This is a genomic window from Myxococcus qinghaiensis, from assembly GCF_024198215.1.
Lineage (GTDB): Bacteria > Myxococcota > Myxococcia > Myxococcales > Myxococcaceae > Myxococcus > Myxococcus qinghaiensis.
The window spans coordinates 1-21,240 of record NZ_JAKCFA010000040.1; the positions used below are offsets into that span (position 1 = coordinate 1).

Below are 21,240 nucleotides of genomic sequence, written 5' to 3' on the forward strand. Positions count from 1 at the left end.
CCTTGGGGTCGACCTTTGCCACGACGTGTCGTGTCCCATGCCTCACGCCGCGTCAGCGAGCGACAAGCCTCCCGCCGGCTGCTGGCCTGCTCCTTCTGCAGCCGCCCATCCCCCCTGAACGCTTACGATCCACTCGCCGTCCTCGCTGGCATATCTCCCGATAGCGGTGGGACCGATTGCTTGCAGATACGCCTCCATTGCCGCGATGACCGCTTGAGCGACTTCCTGGTGAGGGCGGTCCATGAAGAACACGAGGCTCAACCCTTCGCGCACCAGAAGGAGTTCAACATACGTGAGGCGAATCCGCGGGTAGTGGTTACTCATGGCAGGACTCCCCAGCGCGGAAGGACTCGCGACGCTGGGGCATCACGAAGCGCGGCGGCGGCGGTCCGCGTGGCGGACGCCATGGCTTGAAGTGGTCGGACAGTGGGAATGACGGCTTCCTCCCCTGCGGCGCGTACGCACAGCTCTGGTCTGTGTCGGCAACCATTGGAGCCCGAGTCGAACTCGTAGCGCCCCGTCGATGCGCGCTCGGGTGCCCCCGCGCAGGCCGCGAGGAACACCGTCCATCCCATCACCCACAACCGTCGCCAGATGCGTTCCATGCTCGGTCCTCGTTCCGCGCGCATCATGACGCGGATGCCACCCGTACCCCACGGTGGGTTGCGACCAGGGCCCCAGTCACGCCATAAGCACGGCGATGCTCACCGAGGTCCAGGCAGGCCCCTATACCGTCCGAGGCATCTCCGTCGGCGGCGTCTACACCTCCCTCCAGGTCCCCGAGCTGGACGTGGTGCTCGACGCGGGCATCCCCATCCGCTCCTTCGCCGGCAGTGACCGCATCTTCCTCAGCCACGCCCACCCCGACCACGCCAGCGGGCTCGGCTCGTTGCTCGGCATCCGTCGCCTCCTGGGCAAGGGCGCCCCCACGGTCTACCTCCCCGCCGAAATCGAGGCCCCCGTCCACGAGGCCCTCGGCGTCCTCACCCGCCTCCATCACACGGCCATGGACGTGCAGACCGTCCCCATGCTCCCCGGGGATATCCAGCCGCTCGGGCAGGGCCTTCACGTCCGCGCCTTCCGCACGCACCATCCCGTCCCTTCGCTCGGCTACCAGTTCATCCGCCGCGTCTCCAAGCTGCGCCCCGAGTTCCTCGGCCTGCCGCCCCAGGAGATCGCCCAGCGCCGCAAGGCCGGTGAGAATCTCCTCACGGAGGTCGACCACCTGGAGCTGGCCTACGCCACCGACACACTCGCTCGCGTGCTGGAGACCGAGCCGTCCCTGTTCGACTCGCGCGTCCTCATCCTCGAGGCCACCTTCGTCGACCCCAAGCGCCCCGTGCAGGACGCCAGAGACCGCGCCCACCTCCACCTCGACGAGCTCATCGCCCAGGCCGACCGCTTCCACAACGAAGCCCTCGTCCTCATGCACTTCAGCCAGTCCCTCGGTCCGCAGGAAGTGCACGCCCTGATTCGCGAGCGCCTCCCATCCACGCTCGCCGAGCGCGTCCGCATCTTCGCCCCCGAGTCCGGTCGCTGGTTCGGCTGAACCTCGCGCCACCGACTCAGTCGGGCCTCAGTGCCTCCAGCTCCGCGAGCACCGCGCGCAGCTCCGGTGCCTCCAGCGCCTTCGCCACCGACGCGAAGAACTCCGAGAGGTCTCCAGCCCCCTGGTACTCGTAGACGCACGCCTGGAGGCCCATCTCCAGGCGGTCCACCTGACGCACCAGCCGCCCTTCGAACGAACTGCCCTGCTCGTACTCGTCCCACAGCGCCAGGTACTCCGCGCCACGCGGCAGCTTGCCCACGAGCTGCTCCATCGCTCGGCGCTCCATCGCGTGCTTGTCCTCGCGTCCCACCCCGTCATGCGGCGTGAGGTCGCCCACGTACGCCTCGCCCAGGTCATGCAACAGCGCGATTCGCATCGCCCGTCCCGCGTCTGCTTCCGGGAAGTGACTGTCCACGATGAACAGCGAGAGCAGCGCGACGAACAGCGAGTGCTCGGCCACGCTCTCGCACCGCTCCTGTGAAATCCCCACCCGCAACCACCCCTGGCGGAAGAGCTGCTTCAGGTGGTTCAGCTCGAAGTACGTCTCGATGAGGGGGAGCGTCTTGCGCCCTCCGAGCAGGGCGATGGGTGGCGAGCTCTTCGTCTTCATGCGTCCCGCCACGCTACACCCAGGCGCCCCTCGGGCTCCCGTACTCCTGGTGGGCCCGCCGGGCCTCCAACGTCCCTCTCGGTGCGCATTTCGGAGGGGCGCGTGATTTCACCCCTCACCTCGGCTAGACGGAGGGCGAGGGGCCAGGTCCGCGACGTCGGGCACGGTCCTGAGGAGGGGGAAGCACCCATGAAGTCTTCGGCTCGTCAGTCCCACGGTGTGTCGCGAGGTGTGCTCGTCGCCGCGCTGCTCGTGAGTGTCCTCGCTTGCAAGCAGGAGCCTCCCGCTCCGCCGCCAGCGCCGCCCCCGCCTGTCGCCGCCGTGGAGCCGGAGGACCCTCCCTTCCCCGAGCAGGCCCTGCCGCTCCCCGCCGAGGTGGCCCAGGTCGCCGCCGAGCCCGTGAAGCCTCCCGAGCCTCCCTTCACCGGAGACCTCCCCGCGCTGCGCAAGCGCGGTGTCCTCCGCATCCTCGTGGAAGGCACCGACGAAGACTTCCTGCCGCGTCAGGGTACGCCCCGCTCACAGGACCGCGCGATGCTGGAGCGCTTCGCCGCGAAGCACTCGCTGACCGCCGAGTTCATCGCCGTGGAGCGCTTCGACCAACTCATCCCCTCATTGCGAGAAGGACGCGGAGACGTCATCGCCGCGGACCTGACCGTGACGCCGGAGCGCTCCACCGAGCTGGCCTTCACCCGTCCCCTGGCCCTGGTGAACGAAGTCGTCGTAGGCAAGCGGGGCACCACGGGACTGCCACGCAAGCCGGAGGACCTCGCTGCGCGCACCGTGCACGTGCGCGCCAGCTCCACCTTCGCCGCGTCGCTCGCCGCGCTCGCGAAGGAGAAGGCTCCCGGTCTCACCCTCGAGCCCGTGCCCGAGAGCATCGACTCCGAGGAGCTGGCCTGGAAGGTGTCCCGAGGTGAAGTCCCGCTCACCGTCGTGGACAGTCACCTGCTCGCCGCCATCCAGACCTACAACCCGGACGTGGAGGCCCTCTTCACCATCGCGGAGAAGCGCGCCCTCGCGTGGGCCGTGCGCCCGGAGAACCCCGCGCTGCGTGGAGCCCTGGATGCCTTCCTCGTGGAGCGCGCGCTCACCGACCACCGCGAGCAGCTGTTCACAGGGGACCTCGACGCCATCCGCAAGCGGGGCGTGCTGCGCGTCCTCACGCGCAACAGTCCCGTCACCTACTACCTCCACCGAGGAGAGCAGGCCGGCTTCGATTACGAGATGGCGAAGCTCGCCGCCCAGGCCCTCAAGGTGCGGCTGGAGGTGGTGGTGCCTCCTTCGTACGACGAGCTCGTGACGTGGCTGAAGGAGGGCAGGGGAGATGTGATTGCCGCTGCGTTCACCGTCACGCCGGAGCGGCAGCGCGAGGTGGCCTTCAGTCGCCCCTATCTCTTCGTGGATGAAGTCATCGTGCAGCGCGTGGGCGCACCCAAGCTCGCGTCCGTGAAGGACTTGAAGGGCCAGTCGGTCCACGTCCGGCGCTCGTCCAGCCACTTCGCCACGCTCCAGGCCGCGTCGGCCGTGCACGGCTTCTCAGTCGTAGAGGCACCCGAGGACCAGGACGCGGAGACCCTCATCGACCAGGTGGCGCGCGGAGAGATTCTCCACACCGTGACGGACAGCCACATCCTCGCCGCGGAGCGCGTGTACCGCGATGACGTGGAGGCCGCGTTGACGGTGCCAGGGGAGGGCCCTCGCGCAAGCCCCGAGGGCCAGTACGGCATCGCCTTCGCCGTGCGCCCGCAGAGCGTGAAGCTGCGCGCCTTCCTCGACGGCTTCGTGAAGAAGGTCTACCGGGGCACCGAGTACAACCTGGCCCGCCGTCGCTACTTCGAGGGCCACCGGAGCCAGGCGCCCGCGACGACGGAAGAGGCGGTGCTCACCGGTGCCATCTCACCCTATGACGTGCTGGTGCAGTCCTACTCACAGCGCTACGGCCTGGACTGGCGGCTGATGGTGGCGCAGATGTTCCAGGAGAGCCGGTTCGATCCACGGGCCCAGAGCTGGGTCGGCGCGCAGGGGCTCTTCCAGGTGATGCCCGGCACGGGCAAGGAGCTGGGTTTCCGGAAGCTGGAGGACCCGGAGCAGGGCATCCACGCGGGGGTGAAGTACATGCACCAGCTCATCGGGCGAATCGCCCCGGAGATTCCCTTCAAGCAGCGACTGCGCTTCGCGCTGGCCTCCTACAACGCGGGGCTCGGCCACGTGCTGGACGCTCGGCGGCTGGCGCAGGAGCAGGGGTTGGACCCCAACCGCTGGTTCGGCAACGTGGAGAAGGCGATGCTGCTCCTGGAGAAGCCCCAGCACTACCGCCGCGCGCGACACGGCTACTGCCGAGGCTCCGAGCCCGTGAAGTACGTCTCTGAAATCCAGACGCGCTACGGCAACTACGTCGCCGTCGTGCAGCACTGACTCAGAGGTCGACGCCCACGTACGCGGCGGCCCAGGGGCCGCTGAGGGACACGGAGAACGTGTCGGGGGCCGTGTCCGCCACCATGCCGAAGCTCTTGGCCTGCTTCACGTACTGCGTGTAGCCGACGTTGACCCGGGTGTGGACCCAGCGGCTGAGCTGGTAGTGGAGCGCCGCCGAGCCGCCCCCTCCGAAGGTCCATTTGCGGACGCGCCGCTGAAAGAACGCCGAGTCAGGGTCCGGATTCGCCGTTCCGTCGGGAGGCACCGTCGCGAACATCCGCCCGGAGGCGAGGCTGACCTCGGACGCGGCGCCGTAGAGGTTGAGGCCCAGCAGCAACTTGCCCGTCAGCGTGAAGCGCTTCTCGAATCCCGGCCGCACCGACAGGACCTGCAGCTCATCCCCCGTCAGGTACCAGTCCACCCCGTTGGTCCACCACCAGTCGCTCCGGCCCGAGCTCCTCACCATGTTGAAGTGCAGCCCGCCCGACAGGCGCGTCGAACTGGCGCGAGCACCCAGCATGCTCGTCTCGTTCCGCCAGTCGAGCATGTACGCCGTCGGGTGCCGCATCCGCCCCAACGAGCCCCCGAACTCCACCGAGACCTGCGGAGGCCGCTGCGCCATGCCTGACTCGGCCTCTGGCGGGGCGGAGGCCCCGGCCGCGAAGGCCGGGCCCAGGGTGAGCAACATGCCGATGCCGAACAGCGTGCGCATGACGAACCTCCTCTACAGCCCCGCGACCTTCGAGGCGCTGCTCACCGTATAGACCAAGGTCAGCTCCTGCTGGGAACGCGGCGGCGCCGTCAGCTCGAAGCGTGCGATGCCTTCTGAACTGACCCGCGTGGGCGCGGGCTTCGTGGCGTCCTTCAGGAGCGTCACCTCCACCGTCTCCACCTCGGACACCGGAATCCGCTCCTCCAGCGCCACCGTCGCGGGGTGGGCGCTCATGTTGGAGAGGAACATCTTCACGTGGTGCGTCTTCACCTTGCGTCCCGACAGGCGGCTCGTCTCCTCCTGGAGGTCCGTCTGCCGAGCCACCCGGAGCGAGTCCTCGCTGCCGAAGCCCAGCCGCACGCGCTCGCCCTTGCCCGTGAAGCGCAGCTGCGAGCGGCCCACATAGCCACTGGCCCGCACCAGGTCCACCGGACCCGCGAGCAGTACCGCCGGGCCCACGTTGTCGAACCGGGCCACGCGATGCACCAGCGGCGACAGCTCCGGACACACCAGCAGCTCGGACGCCGCGGGCGCGGTGAAGTGGAACATGGGCACGCGGTGCGGCTCACCGTCCGAGGGCACCGTGGTGCGATGGGCCGCCGCGAGCGTCAACGCCTCGCCGCCATCGTCCATGCCCGGCAGTCCGTCCTCACGCTTCGCCGCCGCGCCTTCGCCCGTCGTCTGGATGACCTCCTCGCGGATGGCCACCTCCACGACCTGCCTCTCGCGCTCCGTCTTGTCCCGCAGGAAGAGCCAGTCCGTCTCCAGCCGGGGAGGCGTGGCCCCCAGCGTGGGGCGCGCGGTGGAGAACGCCAGCTCCACGTCCTTCCAGTCCTCCTCCGTGCGCTGCCACACCACCGCCTCGCACTCCAGCCGCACCGTCGGAGCCGCGCCGGCTGTCGTCGGCTCCAGGGTCGCGCGATAGGCCGGACGCCAGGCCGCGCAGGGCACCAGGTAGGTGATGGACAACAGCGCCGTGCCGCCCGCGGGGTGGCCCACCTCCAGCTCGGCGTGGACGTCGAGCTTCGCCTCCGACTGCTGCGTCCCTGACAGCGCGCGCCGGGCCTCCTCGAGCTGCTGGTGCAGGCGCTGCTCTTCCCGCAGCGCACGGCGCACGGCCTCTTCCGCGACGTCCAGCTCCCGGCGCACGGTGTCGAGCTGCTGTTTCCATTCCTCGGCCCGTGCGTTGCCGCCACCGGCCTGCTCGGAGATGGCGCGGTACACGTCCGCGTGCGCGGTGGTGAGCAGCCCGTGTCGCGTGCTCAGCCGCTCGCGGTCCGCGCGGGCCTGCCGCTCCTGTGTCTCCAGATTCGCCACGCGTCGCCCCAGCTCGGTGGCGTGCTCGCGGCGGGCTTCGGGAGGCTGGGGCTTCTTCGCGCGCCGGACGCGCGCCTGGGACACGGTGCCTCCGGCCAGCTTCGCTTGCAGCGAGCGGTCCACCGCCAGCGGGGACAGCCCCGCGATGACCAGCCGCTGGGCTCCGGGCACCAGCGGGACTTCACCTCGGCGCTCGACGAGCGCGCGATCTTCCAGGACCGTGACCTTGACCACCGGCAGGGTGAGGGGCGTGCTCATCAGGTCCTCCGGTTTCCCCCGCCGAGCATCTTGCTGGCGGGAATCTTCACGGTCCACGTCGCCTTGAGCGTCTGCGCCTCACCCGGCTGGAGCACCACGCGCCACGCGCGCTCGCCCTCCACCGGGACTTCTCCTGGCAAGGGGGTGCGTTTCTGCCAGACCGGCGCGACCTCCGTCTCCTCCACCTTGATGTCCTTCTCGAACCCCGAGGGGACAGCCGGCACGCGCTCGCACACCTCGACGAGAATCCGGTTGGACATCCGGTTGGCCAGCTCCACCGAGACATGGTGGGTCAGCATGGTCGAGCCACCGAAGATGCCGCCGGTGGCTTCGTCGAAGCGCGTGTTACGCGCGACCTTGATGGACTCCTCCACGCCCAGGCCCAGTCGCTGGGTGGAGCCCGGGGGCATGGTGGGCAGCGGCGACGTCATCAGGAACTCATCGCCCAGCGTGACGTCCACTGGGCCCGCGAGCAGCGGATAGGGCGTGCGATTCTCCACCCGCACCGTGCGGAACGCGCGCGCCTCCACCGAGGGCACGATGACGTACTCGGCGGACAGGCCCACCGGAACGGACAGCACCGGCAGCGTGTGCCATGCCGCGTCCGAGGGCACGTCCGCGCGCGTCTCCAGGTCGAAGCGCGCATCGAAGTGCATCGCGGACTCGCGCGGCGGCACCGTCCACGTGGGCGTCGGGACACGCCAGAGGCTGTTGACCTCCTGCTCGCTCACGGCGACGAACGAGAGGACGTTGACGTGAATCTGCACGGCCGAAAGCGCGAGAATCTCGCGCGTGACATGAGAGGGGCGAGGGCGCAGCCGGCCGCGTCCGTCCAGGTCGTCCGCGGGTGTCAGCGCCAGGCGGTCATAGTCGAGCAGCGCGTCCGAGGGCTCCATCCGGGGCAGTGCGCTCGGGCGGTCCTGCGGCGCGCCTCCGCCTCCACCCAGGCTCCCGTCCAGGTCGGCGTACGCGCCTCCGTAGCCTCCTTCCTCCTCTTGGGGCGCCATCTCCTCGGACTCGTCATCCATCGCGGGAGGGGCCATCGAGCCGCGCGAGCGACTCACCACTTCATACTCTCCGGTCGGAGAGGACCCTCCTCGGGGGGCGGCCGCGGGTCGGGGCGCGGCCGCTGGAGGAGGAGGCGGCGCGGAGACCGAGGGAGCCGAGCCCGCGCTGCCCACGGAGCGCCTCTTCTGAGCCATGGGCTTCGCGAGCGCGCGTCCCCCCTTGGGGGCGGCCTCCTTGTTCCTCTCCAGTTGTTCCATCGGCTCCGCAAGCAACTCCACGTCGGGCGACCCCTGGTGGTAGCCGGAGCCAGGCGCCTGGGGGATGAGGGGCTGCCGGAGCGTGTCGTAGCCGGCGAAGAGCTCGTCCAGGCCCGGAGGCGGCTCGCGCCAGCCGGAGCGAGGCGGCGGGGGCTGTCGGCGGCCGATGCGCAGCGCCTTCAGCTCGGGGACCTCGGCCTTGCGGTCCAGCGCGGCCGTGGACACCGCGAGCTTCACGCCGGTCCAGTCCTCGCCCGTGCGCTGGATGATGGAGGCGCGCATCCGCAGCGTGCCTTCCTCCAGCGTCCGGGGCAGGCGCAGGTCATAGGTCGGCACCCAGCGCGCGCCCGGGACGGCGTACTCCAGGGTGAGCACCGCCGGAGTCTCGCGGGGCCACGGGTTGCCGGACAGCGTGAGCACGGCGGCGCGATACACGCGGGCCCGCTCTCCTCGCACGGACGACGACGCCTCATGCAGGCGCTGCCGCCGCAGCCGGACGTCGGCCTCCGCGTCGCGGTGCTCCTGCTCCAACTCCAGCCGCCGCGCGTTCAGGGCGCCCAGCTCCGCGTCCACGAAGGACGTCAGCGCCAGCAGCGCGGACAGCGGGGCCTCGTGAGGCACGTAGCTGTCCTTCTTCTGCGGAGGGAACGTGGGCTTGAGCTTGCTGATGGCCTGGAGCTCGCGTTGAACGCCCTCCAACCGTGCCGCCACGTCAGCGACGCGCGCGAGGGCTTCCTCCAGGGCCCGGTGCTCGCCAGGGACATCGACCTCGGGCGGGAGCTGGACGTCGAAAGTCGGCCGGATGGCGCGGACGACGAGCCCGGGAGGCCCTTGTCGTATGGCGGCCCGGAGCGTGCCTGGGCGCAGCGACAGTGGGAGACCGTTGAGCTGGATTTCGGTGGGAACGCGGTCCTCCACGAGCTGCAGGGTGGCGATGCGAGTACACAGCGCCCCTTCAGCGTGAACGGTGACCGCGTCCAGGATGGATGGCACGACGAGCATGCGCCCCCTCGGCTCGGGAAGAAGCGGCAGGCTAGTCGAGATGGGCTCCAGAATCATGCCCCCGCGGTGTCGTTCTCCCGGGAGGGGCTGGAGTCACGGGGCGCGGACCTTTGGGACCCACCGCCACACGCGCCCCCCTGGCAGTCGCAGGGCCACCTGGAGTCGCCGCGTCGTGTCGTCACGTCGGACCACCAGCCAGACGCCGCGACGCGGTGCGCGCTCTCCCTCCGAGGTCAAACGCCAGCGCGCATCGAAGTCCAGCAGGACCCCGGACACCTCGGCGGGAAGTCGTCCCTCCTGCTGGAGCGATGCCGCGAAGCGACGGCCGTCCGCGAGCGCATCCGGCTCCACAGCCATGGGGTGGGTGCGTGCCCAGTGCTCGAAGCGGACCGCGAAGTCCGTGCCCAGCGCCGCGGCGAGCGGAGGCCACGCGCGCTCGACACCGCGCCGGCGCTTGTGAATCAGGGATTGAGCCGCCGCGAGCACACGGGCCGGGTCGAAGCCCGAGGGCACCGGTGCGCCCACGCCCAGGGCCTGGACCAGCTCCGCCTGGGCTTGCGCCAATCGCTCGCGCGCGCTCATCGTCGGGCCTCCGCGCGCCATCGCGAGGCGCCTCGGTCCAGGGCGGTCGCCACCGCGGAGAGCTCCGAGGCCAGCTCCGCCTCGGCGGGGAAGCGGTCATCGCGCTCCAGCATCACCGGCACCGGCCCGAGTCGCTCCGCCAGCAGCTCCAGCAAGGCCAGCGGGCCCGCGTGCAGCGGATGCGCATGGGTGTCGTGGTACAGGCCGTCGCGCTGCACGCCGCCCGCCACGTGGACATAGGCCAGTCGCTCGCGCGGCACACAGGCCAGCACCGCGTCCGCATCCGTGTCGTGGTTGAGCACGTGCGCGTGGAGGTTGGCCACGTCCAGCAGCAGCGAGGCCTGGGTGCGCGAGAGCACGCCCGCGAGCAGCTCCGCTTCCGAGAATGCTGCGTCGGGCCACTCGAACAGCGAGGCCACGTTCTCCAGCGCCAGCGGCACTGGCAGCGCCGCCTGCGCGCGCAGCACGTTCTCCGCGAGCACATCCAGCGCATCCTCGGAGCGGGGCAGGGGCAGCAGGTGGCCTGACTCGAGCCCTCCCGCGCGGACGAACGCGAGGTGCTCGCTGATGCAAATCGCGCCCACGCGCTCCGCCTGTCGCGCCAGCCAGTCGAGGCGCCGGGGGTCGGGCGGCTCCGCCGAACCCAGGCCCAGAGAGACGGCATGCAGCACCACGGGGACGCCGCGCTCGCGCAGTCGCAGCAGGGGCTCCGGGACGGCGCCCGAGGCGGGCAGGTGCTCGGCGAGGACCTCCACGAAGCCGGGGGACGGCAGCCGGTCGATGAACAGCGCCAGCTCCCTGCGCCAGCCGATGCCCACGCCCTGGAGCGACAGGCCCGTCAATCACCACCTCCACCGCAGCCCCCGCAACCCCCTCCGCCGCCACCGCAGCCGCTGCCCCCATCTCCTCCACTGCAACCGCTGCTGGACGAGTCGCCGCCGCCGCCGAAGGAGCTCGAAGGAGCCACCTGTCGGCGCATCAGCTCGAAGTCGGTCAGGCCCACCGCGCCCAGTCCGAAGAGGGCCACCGCGATGCCGACATCGTGGCTGTTCAGCGCCTCGGGAGACGAAGCGCTGCCCGCGGTGATTCGCAAGGGCTGCTCCTGCCTCCGCAGCGTCAAGCGCACCGCGATTCCCCGGCGGCTGCTCCAGACCCGCTTGCCGAGGAGGAAGCAGGTGCCGAGCCCGATGATGCAGCATGACAGCACCAGCAGGCCCACGGGCCTGTCGCGCTCCAGTCCCACGGAGATCTTCGCCAGTCCCAGCAGAAGCACCGCGAAGCAGGGGAGCAGCGGCACCCAGCGGGCGCGTGTGGCCGAGGTGTCGTCGACCAGCCATCCTCGCTGGATGAGCGCGGGCTTGAGCTTCTCGATGGCCGGCTCGGCGCGCTCGAGCAGCTCGGACGGCGTCACGGACCCATCCGAGACGGCGCGGTAGATGACGCGCTCGATGAAGGGGGCATCGGCCTGGCGGGAGCCGGTGGCCTCGAGCTGCGCCCCATTCATCCGAATCGAGCCTGCGTGGAGCAGCCTCGCCAGGGCCGCGTGGACGACGGCGTTCGGCCCGGACAGCATGGCGACTTCGTAGGGGTCCAGGTTCCGGGGCAGCGCACCGGGGCCGCCTCCGGGCTGGCGCAGGTACAGGCGCAGCGCGAGCCCCACTGCGAACGCGAGGACGGCGAGGGGGACAAACAGCTCGAGGAACTGCGGGCCCGACATATCCAGGGGATTCATCGCGGCGGCCTCCATGCTGGTTCACCCCCAATGAAACGCACGGGGAGGCCGGCAACAGTCGCGGCCCGTGACGTCTTCGTGACGTCCCGGTGTCACCCGCGAGTCTGTCAGCTCGCGTCCGTGCGCGCGATGGGGGCTGGGGGCTCTCTTGACGTGGTGGGGTTGCCCAGGCAGTCGAAGCCGACGACGGGAGGGAAGGTGCTGCTGGGGCGGTACTCCCAATGCCACGGCTCGGAGGGCACCGTGCGGCGGAAGCCGAAGCGGCACGCATTGGCTTCCAGCCAGAGGTAGCGCTTCGAGGTGCGCTCGCCGATGACCAGGTCCACCGCGAGCCCGCGTTGGTGGTTGGAGCGCCCGGGCCGCGCCGCCTTGTTGCCACGGCCCCGGCGGTACTGGTCATAGAGAAAGCGTTGCTCGCGCAGGGAGCGGTAGCCGCTGGTGACTCGCAGCGCCACGTTGTCCTTCAGCGCGTCGGTGGCCATTCGCTTGAGCGCGGTCGCGGTGTCGCGATGAAGCCGGTGTCCTCCTTCGACCCGCACGAGCTTCGCCGCCTTCTCCTTCTGGCGCCGGGGACGGGACTCACCGGCGAGGGCGACGGTCGAGAGGAGACACGCGAGGAGAAAACTCCAGCGGAAGAGCGCGAGCGACATGGCGGAATCCGGACTGGGGGAAGGACCCGACTCTCGCGCGTCTATTCCCGCATTCAAGCAGGCGGGAAACCAGGCCCTCGGCGGAGCTGTCGCTGCTCAGAACAGGGTGAGCTGCGCGGAGGCCGGCTTTTCCTTGTCCACGGGACGCGGGAGCGTCTTGAAGCCATGCTCGCGGGCCCACTCCTCGCTCGGCCCGCCCCAATGGTGCGCGTCCATCTTCGCGTTTCCCTTCTCGTCGAACGTGACGCCCTCGGCCTCCAGCAGCTCGCGCTGGCCGTGGCCCGTCAGGCTGATGCCACCGGTGCGGTTGATGATGCGCTGCCAGGGGATGGTGGCGGAGCGAGCCCCCATCGCGCCGAGCGCATGGCCGACGACGCGGGCGTCACAGCCCTCCTCGCCGAGGAGGGTCGCGATATCGCCGTAGGTGGCCACCTTGCCCCAGGGCACCTGCTCGACGAGCGTGTAGATGCGCTCGTAGAAGTCGCGCTCGTCGCGCGGCGGGTTCTGCGTCATGACGTTCGGGCTCCTTGCCTCAAGCTACCCATCCACGGCGGGGTGACGCGAGCGCTAACCGCTGCGCGAGCCCAGTCCCGTGGCCTCGCCCGCTCGCAGGCGCTCATGCAGCGTGAGGGCCTCCAGGTACCAGAACTGCACGTTGCCGAAGCTGAGGATGTCGCCGTCGCGCAGCGTGGCCTCGCGGGTCCCCAGCGTGCCGGCGTTGAGGAAGGTGCCGTTGGTGGAGCCCAGGTCCTGCACGGTGCAGCGGCGCTCGGCGTCGTTCCAGCGCAGCTCGGCGTGCATCTTGGAGACGGACGCGTCGTCGATGACGAAGTCGCAGTCCATGCGCCGGCCGATGGTCAGGTGGTCCGTCGCGTGGAGGGGTGGGAGCGTGACGACTCGCAGGTGTTCGAATTCGAACAGGAGCGTCATCATGCCGAGGCTGATGTCCTCGGGGTCCGCCATGCGGGTGGGTGCGAGCACCGCCGCCGAGGCTTCCGAAGGAGGGCGTTGGATGAGGGCGAAGGGCCCGAGCTGCCGCTCGAAGTCCTTGGCGGACAATGACGCGGCGAGCGAGCGGAGTTCCTGGACGGACAGCACGTGGGACAGACTAGCGGGTCAACCCTCGGGCGGACAGCGGCTCCGGAGGGGCCATGTACGGGTTTCGTTGACCTGCATGTCACGGGTTCCCTACATTGGGCACTTCATGGTGGGGGCCGGGCTCCGGGAGGAGCGCCGGCCCTCAATCGTTAGTGAACCAGGGAGTGGTGGAAGGAGCTGTGTCGATGGCGAGCGGGAGCGACAACATCCCGATGACCCCCTCAGGACTGCGCAAGCTCAAGGCGGAGCTCAAGCACTTGCAGTCCGTGGAGCGAGGGAAAATTTCACGGGAGATCGAGGTCGCCCGGGCCCATGGGGACCTGCGCGAGAACGCCGAGTACCACGCGGCGAAGGAGAAGCAGTCGCACATCGAGGGCCGCATCCTGAACCTCGGCGACTGGATTGCTCGCGCCGAGGTCATCGACACCAGCAAGCTGGGCGGCGACAAGGTCGTGTTCGGGGCGACCGTGGACCTGCTGGACACGGAGACGGACAAGCCCGTCACCTACCGCATCGTCGGTGAGCTGGAGGCCGACCTGAAGAAGCGGTGGCTCGCTGTCACGTCACCCGTGGCCAGTGCGCTCATCGGCAAGCGCAAGGGAGACATCGCCACGGTGCGGAGTCCGGGTGGGACGCGCGAGTTGGAGGTCCAGGAGATTCGCTTCGAAGACCCCGAGGACGAGGCCCCGCCCAGCGAGGGCTGAACGTCAGCGGTTCCATTCTCGAGAGAAAGCCGACGGGGGAGCGGGCCTGTGCTCGCTTCCCCGGTCGCGTTTTCTGGGAGACGTCACCCTCGATCCGTAGGATGGATGGACGTGACTCACGCGTGAACCATCCGCTCGCCAGCCTTGTGGGACCTCTCCGGTACGCGTGCCAGCGCGACTTCGCCATGCTCGCGACCGTGAAGGGCCTGACGCCCGTCCTGGAGCGCGCCCTGGCGGGAGCCAGTGGCCTGGACGCCGAGGCGCTCCAAGACCTGCGCGCGGCGCTGCCCTATGTGGACGACTCCACGCCCGAGCGACGCAAGGCCGCGCTTCGGCGCGTGGTGCGCGCGCTGAAGCGGAGTGGGGTCGCGCTGCCGCCAGAGCTGGATGGGGTCGCCGAGGCCGCGCCGAGGGCCGAGGGGTCGAGGGCTGCTGGGTCCGGGAACGAGGTGACGCAGCGGCGGGATGATGTGCCTCGTTCCGACTTCGCTGGAGGCAAGCGCGAGCCCGGTGCGGCGACGTCGCCAGGGCGCAGTGGCGATACCGTGCGCGGACAGGACGGAACGCCAGGGCGCAACGGCGACACCTCACGCGTGCGTGGACAGGAAGGTCTGTTGGAGCCCGCCACCCGTGGCCGCACGCGCGTGAGCGCGGAGAGCGGACCTGTCGCGCCGCCTCCCGGCTACGTGCAGATTCCTCCGTGGAAGTCGAACGAGCCATTGCCGTCCACGTCTCACGGGAAGGCCCCCGCGCCCCGCTCGGCGACCGGTGTCGCGCCACCGACGGCGAATCCCCGGTCCTATGGACGGGAGATGGGCCTCACACGACCCGGCAACGCGCAGCCCGCCGGAGGTGAGATGCGCCCGGGTCGGCGCGGCGCCCAGCAGGCCTCGCTCGACACGGGTGCGGAGGCCGGCGTTCCTCCCGCCAAGGCGAAGAAGGAGCAACGCAAGAAGAAGCGCGCCGTGGCGGCGGAGGCCTCTCGCTCCGAGGCGAAGCTCCTGTCCATCGCGCCTCGCTCCGGCCCTCTGTCCTCGCCGCTGAAGACGCTCGGCAAGCGTCTGGGGCCTCGGCTCATCTCCGCGCTCGACAAGAAGGGCCTGCGCCGGATGGGCGACATCCTCTTCCTGCTGCCGCGTTGCTACGAGGACCGCCGACAGTTGCGCACCATCGCCGAACTGGAGCCCGGCGAGCGCGGTGTCACCGTGGGCATGGTGAAGGTCGCGGACTACGTCCCGGGCAAACAGGGACGGCGGATGTTCCGCGCCGTGGTGGGAGACCGCTCGGGCAGCATCGCAGCGACGTACTTCCACGCGGGGCCGTGGCTCAAGAGTCGCTTCACCGTGGGCAAGCGCATCGTCCTCTCCGGCGAGGTGCGCGCCACGATGAATGGTCGCGAGATGGCTCACCCGGAGATCGAACCGGCGGAGGATATCGAGTCCGCCACTTCGGTCCACTTCAACCGCATCGTCCCCGTGTACCCTGGCTTCGAGCGAGGCGAGCAGCGCTCGTTCCGTGAGCTGGCCGCGCGGGTCGGCGAGCAGTACGCGCACGAGCTGGAAGACCCGCTGCCCGCGGACCTGCGCCGTCGACTGGAGTTGATGGGCCTCCCAGAGGCGCTGCGCTTCATCCACTTCCCACCGGACGCGGCGGACCTGGAGTCGCTCGACGCGCACCAGAGCCCCGCCCATCGCCGGCTCGCGTTCGACGAGCTGTTCTTCCTCCAGCTCGGCATGGCCCTCAAGCGCCAGGGCATCAAGGCGGAGGAGGGCATCTCCTTCGACGTGTCAGCGCCGCGTCTGGAGAAGGCTCGCGCCGCGCTGCCGTTCCAGCTCACCGGTGCCCAGGCGCGCGTGGTGGAGGAGCTGAGCCGGGACATGGCGCGCGCGGAGCCGATGAACCGGTTGGTGCAGGGCGACGTGGGCAGCGGCAAGACGGCGGTGGCGATGGTCGCCGCGCTCGTCGCGCTCCAGGATGGCTATCAGGTCGCGGTGATGGCCCCGACGGAAATCCTGGCCGAGCAGCACGAGCGCACCTTCCGCAAGGTGCTCGCGCCGCTGGGCTTCCAGGTGGGACTGCTCAGCGCAGCCGGGACGGCCAAGTCGAAGCGGCAGGTGCGCGACGCCGTGGCCCGAGGTGACGTCCACCTGGCCGTGGGCACGCACGCCCTCATCCAGCAGGACATCGCCTTCGCGCGGCTGGGGCTCGCGGTCATCGACGAGCAGCACCGCTTCGGCGTGCTCCAGCGTCACTCGCTGATGAGCAAGGGTCCGAAGCCGGACGTGCTGGTGATGACGGCCACGCCCATTCCCCGCACGCTCGCCATGACGCTGTACGGCGACCTGGACCTGTCCATCATCGACCAGCTCCCGCCGGGACGAACGCCCATCAACACGCGCGTCTTCAACGACAAGCAGCGCGCCCGCGTCTACGAGGCCATCGCCACGGAGCTGACCAAGGGCCACCAGGCCTACGTCGTGTATCCGCTGGTGGAGGAGTCGGAGAAGCTGGACCTGGAGGACGCGACGCGCGGCGTGGAGAAGCTGCGACTGGCGTTCCCCCAGGCGAGCGTCGGCCTGCTGCACGGGCGGATGAAGGCCGAGGAGAAGGACGCGGTGATGGAGGACTTCCGCGAGAAGCGACTGCAGGTCCTCGTGTGCACCACGGTGGTGGAGGTGGGCGTGGACGTGCCCAACGCCTCGGTGATGGTGGTGGAGGCGGCGGAGCGCTTCGGCCTGTCGCAGCTCCATCAGCTCCGAGGCCGCGTGGGCCGTGGCGCGGCGGCCAGCTTCTGCTACCTGGTGGCCAACAGCGCGCGCTCCATGGAGTCCGTCGAGCGCCTGGCGGTGATGGAGCAGAGCAGCGACGGCTTCGTCATCGCGGAGCGGGACCTGGAGATTCGCGGGCCCGGCGAGTTCATGGGCACCCGGCAGAGCGGCCTGCCGGAGCTGGCCGTGGCGAACCTCGCGCGGGACGGAGACCTCCTGTCGATGGCGCAGGTGGAGGCCCGGCGCATCCTCGCAAGAGATCCGGAGATGCAGTCCCCTGAGCACCAGAGCCTGGTCAAGGCGCTCGAGGAACGCTGGGAAGGGCGGCTCGCGCTGGCTCGGGTGGGGTAGGGCGCTCAGCGCCTGTCACCCTGGTCGCAGGGCAGCCGCGTCGGAGGCCGCGACGTCTTCAGTGAAGTGTCGCGGTCCTCCAAGATGAACACGGGCTTGGCCCCACGCGCGGCGTAAACCTTTCCCAGGGCGCTCATGTGGTTAGGCTTGGAGCATGGGAGATCGAAGTCGAGCCCGGTACCTGTCGAGTCAAGGCATCCGCGACCGGCGAGTGCTGGAGGGAATCGCGCGGCTGTCGCGCGAGGACTTCGTGTCGGAGGACACGCGCGAGGAGGCCGCGGCCGACACTCCGCTGTCCATCGGCCATGGACAGACCATCAGCCAGCCTTTTGTCGTGGCGCTCATGACGGAGGCGCTGGGCATCAAGGGCCATGAGCGCGTGCTGGAGATTGGCACCGGCTCGGGTTACCAGACGGCGCTCCTGTCGCTGCTCTGCCGCGAGGTGTACACGGTGGAGATCGTCCCCGAGCTCGCCCGCTCGGCGCGCGCGCGGCTGCGGCGTCTGGGCTTCGACAACATCTACTTCCGTCGGGGTGACGGCAACGAGGGCTGGCCGGAGCAGGCGCCCTTCGATGCCATCCTCGTCACCGCCGCGCCGGACGAGGTCCCCAGCACGTTGCTCGGCCAGCTCCGGCGCGGGGGGCGGATGGTCATCCCCGTGGGGCCCACGGGGGGCACCCAGGAGCTGCTGCTCATCCGCCGGGCCCGAAAGCCAGGCGTCCTCGCCCAGGTGGAGTCCCTGCTCCCCGTCCGCTTCGTCCCCATGACGGGAGGCGCCCTTCGCGTGGTGCCTTGAGGTCGACCTTGACGCGGCGCGGGGGAAGGCGGGGCCGCCCGAATGCCTGGATGCCGTCAGGAGCCGTGAAGGTGCGTTGCCCCCGAGCAGGGCCGCCCGCTAACGTCGCGCAATGATCATCTGCCCGGTCTGCGACCACGTTCAGCCCGAAGGGACCGAGTGTGACGTCTGCGGAAAGCGTTTCCCCGCCGCCGTGCTCGCGGCGACGCCCCCCGTGGCACGGCTGCCGGAGCTGGAGCTGACGCCTCACACGGGCGGTCGCGACGCGGTGGACGCGCCCCCGCTGCCGGAGCTGGATGGGACGCGCCTGCGCAGCGGCCCGGACCTGCCGGCCCAGGTGGTGCAAGACCTGGAGCTGACGCGCTCGGCGCCGACGGGGGAGATGCCCGTGGCGATGCTGCAGGAGCTGGACACGGGGCGTGCGCAGGATGACGGCGTGAGGACCGCGGCCCCGGTGGGCGCCGTCGTCTGCCGCTACTGCCGCAACGTGCAGGCCGTGGGGCTGCTCTGCGACAACTGTGGCATGCGGCTGCCGCGCGCGCGTCTGGCGGCGACCGCTGTGGCGGCGAAGGGGCAGCAGGACGAGGACGGGTGGATGGCCTGTCCCTCGTGCCATACCCGTGGGCGGGCTGGACGCGCGTGCTCCGAGTGCGGCACCCGGCTCCAGGAGCAGGCATGAGCGCCAGGGAGCCCGGCTTCCGGGCGGAGTACGCGTGCAGCGAGGGCTGTGACTTCCGCGCCTCGCTCCTGGACGTCGTCTATCGGTGCCCGCGTTGCCAGGGGCTGCTGGAGGTGCGTCACGACATGGAGGCCCTGCGCGCCGTGTCCGCGACGGAGTGGAAGAGGCGCTTCGAGTCGCGCTTCGGCTCGGCGCGGCTCCCGGATGGCTCGGGGGTGTGGGGCAAGCGCGAGTGGGCGTACCCCCAGCTTCCCGTGGAGGACATCGTCTCCCTGGGCGAGGGCCGCGTGCCGCTCAAGCCCCTGCCGCGCATGGCGTCCGAGCTGGGGCTGGCCGCGCTGGACTTGAAGGAGTGCGGCGTGTCGCCCACCGGCAGCTTCAAGGACTGGGGCATGACAGTCCTCGTCTCCGCCGTGAAGCACATGCGGGCCAAGGGCGTACCGCTGAGGGCCGTGGCGTGCGCGTCCACCGGTGACACCTCCGCGGCGCTGTCCGCCTACTGCGCGGCGGCGGGGATTCCGGCGGTGGTGTTCCTGCCCGCGGACAAGGTCTCCCTCGCGCAGCTCGTGCAGCCCATCGCCAACGGCGCGCGCGTGCTGTCGCTCGACACCGACTTCGACGGCTGCATGCGGCTGGTGCAGGCGGTGACGGCGGACACGGGGCTGTACCTGGCCAACTCGATGAACTCGCTGCGCATCGAGGGGCAGAAGATGGTCGCCGTGGAGCTGTGCCAGGACCTGGGCTGGGAGCCGCCGGACTGGGTGGTGATTCCGGGCGGCAACCTGGGCAACGCCAGCGCGCTGGGCAAGGGCTTCGAGCTGATGCTGGAGCTGGGGCTCATCACCCGCCGCCCGCGCATCGCCGTGGGGCAGGCAGAGCGCGCCAACCCCCTGGCCCGCTCATTCCGCGGTGGGTTCCAGGAGCTGGAGCCCATGCAGGCGCGAAGCACGCTGGCGTCCGCCATCCAGATTGGCAACCCGGTGTCCTTCCGCCGCGCGGTGCGAATCCTCAAGGCGTTCGACGGCGTGGTGGAGGAAGCCACCGAGTCCGAGCTGTCCAACGCCGCCGCGCGCGCGGACAAGGAGGGCACCTTCACCTGTCCCCAGACGGGCGTGGCGCTCGCGGCGCTGGAGAAGCTGGTGGCCCAGGGCGTCATCGCGAAGGGCTCCCGCGTGGCGGTGGTGTCCACCGCGCACGGGCTGAAGTTCGCGGACTTCAAGGTGGGCTACCACCGGGGCTCGCTCGCGGACGTCACCAGCCGCTACGCGAATCCGCCCGTGAAGCTCCCCGCGAACCTGGACGCCGTGCGCGAGGCCCTGTCGGACCTGGGCTGAGACGACGGCCCGGCGAGGCGGGGCTCCCGTGCAGGGGAGCCCCGGTGCTTCGGAAGTGCGTCAGTCCGCCAGCAGCGGGACGCGCTTGTCGATGGTGAGCCCGAAGCCGGCGAGCCCGCGGTAGGTGACGTCCGTGTTGGTCATCACCTGGAGCGAGCGCACGCCCAGGTCATTGAGGATCTGGCAGCCCATGCCCAAGTCCCGCGTCTCGTGCGGGCCGGTGCGCAGGTCGGCGCTGCCGTCCGTGTTGCGCTTGTGATTGATGCCGAAGTCGCCGCCGTGCATGCCGGGCAGGTACACCAGCACGCCGGTGCCCTCGCGGGCGATGCGCGCGAGCGCCTGGTCCAACAGCACGTTGCAGTTGCAGGTGGGCGAGCCGAACACGTCGCCCAGGGTGCAGGCGGCGTGCAGGCGCACCAGGGCGCTCGGGCGGGCGGAGGGGTCCCCCTTCACCAGCACCAGCGACTTGGCGCCGTCGGGCAGCCACGTGTACGTGAGCGCCGTGAAGTCGCCGTAGCGGGTGGTGACGGTCTGCTGGCCGGGCTCGCGGCGCACCAGCCGGTCCTTGCGGCGGCGGTACTCGATGAGGTCCGCGATGGTGATGACGGACAGCTTGTGCTGGATGGCGAAGGCCTTGAGGTCCGGCATCCGCATCATGGTGCCGTCGTCCTTCACCAGCTCGCAGAGGATGCCGGAGGAGCCCAGCCCCGCCAGCCGCGACAGGTCCACGGTGGCCTCGGTATGGCCCGCGCGGCGCAGCACGCCGCCGTCGCGGTAGCGCAGCGGGAAGATGTGGCCGGGGCGCAGGAAGTCGTTCGCCTGGCTCTCCGGGTCCGCCAGCGCGAGGATGGTCTTCGCGCGGTCCGCCGCGGAGACGCCCGTCGTGGTGCCGTGCCGGTAGTCGACGGAGACGGTGAAGGCGGTGCGGTGGGACTCGTTGTTGTCCGCCACCATCTGCGGCAGCCGCAGGGCGTCCAGCCGGTCCGCCAGCATGGGCATGCAGACGATGCCGCTGGTGTGGCGCACCATGAAGGCCAGGTGCTCCGGCGTGACCTTCTCCGCCGCCATGATGAGGTCGCCCTCGTTCTCCCGGTCCTCGTCGTCCGCGACGATGACGAACTTGCCGTCGCGGATGTCGCGGATGGCGTCCTCGATGGAGGAGATCTGGAGGTCGTCAGGGCTCATGGAGGATTCGGTCCGCTCGCGAGTCTGCATGTCCTGGCGCATGTAGCGCCTGCGTCCCGGGGTGGCAAGCCAACCTGCCCGACGCCGTGCGCCCGGGTGATGGGGCGGATGAGCCAACCGCGAGGGCTCCCTCGCCTGCCCGTTGCCGTGTCGCTGGAATTGGTTGGAACCCAGAAGGTTGGAGACGCGAGGGGGCGAGTGACTCGACGCGTGAGACGGGCTGCTGTAGG

Annotated in this window: 19 protein-coding genes; 7 read left to right on the plus strand and 12 right to left on the minus strand. The window is 70.3% G+C overall.

Annotated features, from left to right (window positions below; genetic code table 11):
* Window positions 1-42: 42 nt before the first annotated feature.
* Complete coding sequence (locus LZ199_RS43210) at window positions 43-324, minus strand: hypothetical protein (protein ID WP_253999672.1); 282 nt, start codon at window positions 322-324, stop codon at window positions 43-45.
* A 376-nt stretch (window positions 325-700) separates the two neighbouring features.
* Here LZ199_RS43210 and LZ199_RS43215 point away from each other — a divergent pair, with 376 nt between their 5' ends.
* Window positions 701-1,549: an MBL fold metallo-hydrolase gene (locus tag LZ199_RS43215; protein ID WP_253999673.1), complete on the plus strand. Its 849-nt coding sequence runs from the start codon at window positions 701-703 to the stop codon at window positions 1,547-1,549.
* A 16-nt stretch (window positions 1,550-1,565) separates the two neighbouring features.
* On the opposite strand, the gene LZ199_RS43220 is transcribed toward LZ199_RS43215, so the two are convergent.
* Entirely contained in the window at window positions 1,566-2,159 is a 594-nt protein-coding gene (locus tag LZ199_RS43220) for an HD domain-containing protein (RefSeq protein ID WP_253999674.1), read from the minus strand.
* A 189-nt stretch (window positions 2,160-2,348) separates the two neighbouring features.
* Here LZ199_RS43220 and LZ199_RS43225 point away from each other — a divergent pair, with 189 nt between their 5' ends.
* Entirely contained in the window at window positions 2,349-4,577 is a 2,229-nt protein-coding gene (locus LZ199_RS43225) for an MltF family protein (RefSeq protein WP_253999675.1), read from the plus strand.
* Window position 4,578: 1 nt separating this feature from the next.
* Here LZ199_RS43225 and LZ199_RS43230 read toward each other — a convergent pair whose 3' ends face one another.
* The 9 genes from LZ199_RS43230 to LZ199_RS43270 all read right to left on the minus strand — a co-directional run bounded on the left by LZ199_RS43230 (window position 4,579) and on the right by LZ199_RS43270 (window position 13,193).
* On the minus strand, window positions 4,579-5,289 hold the full coding sequence (locus LZ199_RS43230; protein ID WP_253999676.1) for a hypothetical protein: 711 nt from the start codon (window positions 5,287-5,289) through the stop codon (window positions 4,579-4,581).
* 12 nt (window positions 5,290-5,301) lie between these two features.
* Window positions 5,302-6,864 carry a mucoidy inhibitor MuiA family protein gene (locus tag LZ199_RS43235; protein WP_253999677.1) on the minus strand — a complete coding sequence of 521 codons (1,563 nt, stop codon included), beginning with the start codon at window positions 6,862-6,864 and terminating at the stop codon, window positions 5,302-5,304.
* Entirely contained in the window at window positions 6,864-9,131 is a 2,268-nt protein-coding gene (locus LZ199_RS43240) for a DUF4139 domain-containing protein (RefSeq protein WP_253999678.1), read from the minus strand. Before LZ199_RS43240 ends, LZ199_RS43235 begins: the two co-directional genes overlap by 1 nt.
* A gap of 93 nt (window positions 9,132-9,224) precedes the next feature.
* Window positions 9,225-9,713 carry a hypothetical protein gene (locus LZ199_RS43245; protein ID WP_253999679.1) on the minus strand — a complete coding sequence of 163 codons (489 nt, stop codon included), beginning with the start codon at window positions 9,711-9,713 and terminating at the stop codon, window positions 9,225-9,227.
* Entirely contained in the window at window positions 9,710-10,555 is an 846-nt protein-coding gene (locus tag LZ199_RS43250) for a DUF692 domain-containing protein (protein WP_253999680.1), read from the minus strand. The genes LZ199_RS43245 and LZ199_RS43250 overlap by 4 nt, the downstream gene beginning before the upstream one ends.
* Window positions 10,552-11,445, minus strand: a complete 894-nt coding sequence (locus tag LZ199_RS43255) for a TIGR04222 domain-containing membrane protein (protein WP_253999681.1) — start codon at window positions 11,443-11,445, stop codon at window positions 10,552-10,554. Before LZ199_RS43255 ends, LZ199_RS43250 begins: the two co-directional genes overlap by 4 nt.
* A 107-nt stretch (window positions 11,446-11,552) precedes the next feature.
* Window positions 11,553-12,095, minus strand: a complete 543-nt coding sequence (locus LZ199_RS43260; protein ID WP_253999682.1) for a M15 family metallopeptidase — start codon at window positions 12,093-12,095, stop codon at window positions 11,553-11,555.
* A 96-nt stretch (window positions 12,096-12,191) separates the two neighbouring features.
* Window positions 12,192-12,608: an MGMT family protein gene (locus tag LZ199_RS43265; RefSeq protein WP_253999683.1), complete on the minus strand. Its 417-nt coding sequence runs from the start codon at window positions 12,606-12,608 to the stop codon at window positions 12,192-12,194.
* Window positions 12,609-12,662: 54 nt separating this feature from the next.
* A complete protein-coding gene (locus LZ199_RS43270) occupies window positions 12,663-13,193 on the minus strand; it encodes an FHA domain-containing protein (RefSeq protein WP_253999684.1) in 531 nt (176 codons plus the stop codon).
* Window positions 13,194-13,378: 185 nt separating this feature from the next.
* Here LZ199_RS43270 and greA point away from each other — a divergent pair, with 185 nt between their 5' ends.
* From greA to thrC, 5 genes are all read left to right on the plus strand, one after another.
* Window positions 13,379-13,897: a transcription elongation factor GreA gene (gene greA / locus LZ199_RS43275; RefSeq protein WP_253999685.1), complete on the plus strand. Its 519-nt coding sequence runs from the start codon at window positions 13,379-13,381 to the stop codon at window positions 13,895-13,897.
* 185 nt (window positions 13,898-14,082) lie between these two features.
* Window positions 14,083-17,016 (plus strand): ATP-dependent DNA helicase RecG, encoded by a 2,934-nt coding sequence (gene recG, locus LZ199_RS43280; protein WP_253999686.1) that lies wholly within the window; start codon window positions 14,083-14,085, stop codon window positions 17,014-17,016.
* Window positions 17,017-17,170: 154 nt separating this feature from the next.
* Window positions 17,171-17,812, plus strand: a complete 642-nt coding sequence (locus LZ199_RS43285; RefSeq protein WP_253999687.1) for a protein-L-isoaspartate(D-aspartate) O-methyltransferase — start codon at window positions 17,171-17,173, stop codon at window positions 17,810-17,812.
* A gap of 214 nt (window positions 17,813-18,026) precedes the next feature.
* Complete coding sequence (locus LZ199_RS43290; RefSeq protein ID WP_323390324.1) at window positions 18,027-18,491, plus strand: hypothetical protein; 465 nt, start codon at window positions 18,027-18,029, stop codon at window positions 18,489-18,491.
* On the plus strand, window positions 18,488-19,825 hold the full coding sequence (gene thrC, locus LZ199_RS43295) for a threonine synthase (RefSeq protein WP_253999689.1): 1,338 nt from the start codon (window positions 18,488-18,490) through the stop codon (window positions 19,823-19,825). Before LZ199_RS43290 ends, thrC begins: the two co-directional genes overlap by 4 nt.
* Before the next feature lie 60 nt (window positions 19,826-19,885).
* On the opposite strand, the gene ribB is transcribed toward thrC, so the two are convergent.
* Window positions 19,886-21,040, minus strand: a complete 1,155-nt coding sequence (ribB, locus tag LZ199_RS43300; protein ID WP_323390330.1) for a 3,4-dihydroxy-2-butanone-4-phosphate synthase — start codon at window positions 21,038-21,040, stop codon at window positions 19,886-19,888.
* Window positions 21,041-21,240 lie beyond the last annotated feature (200 nt).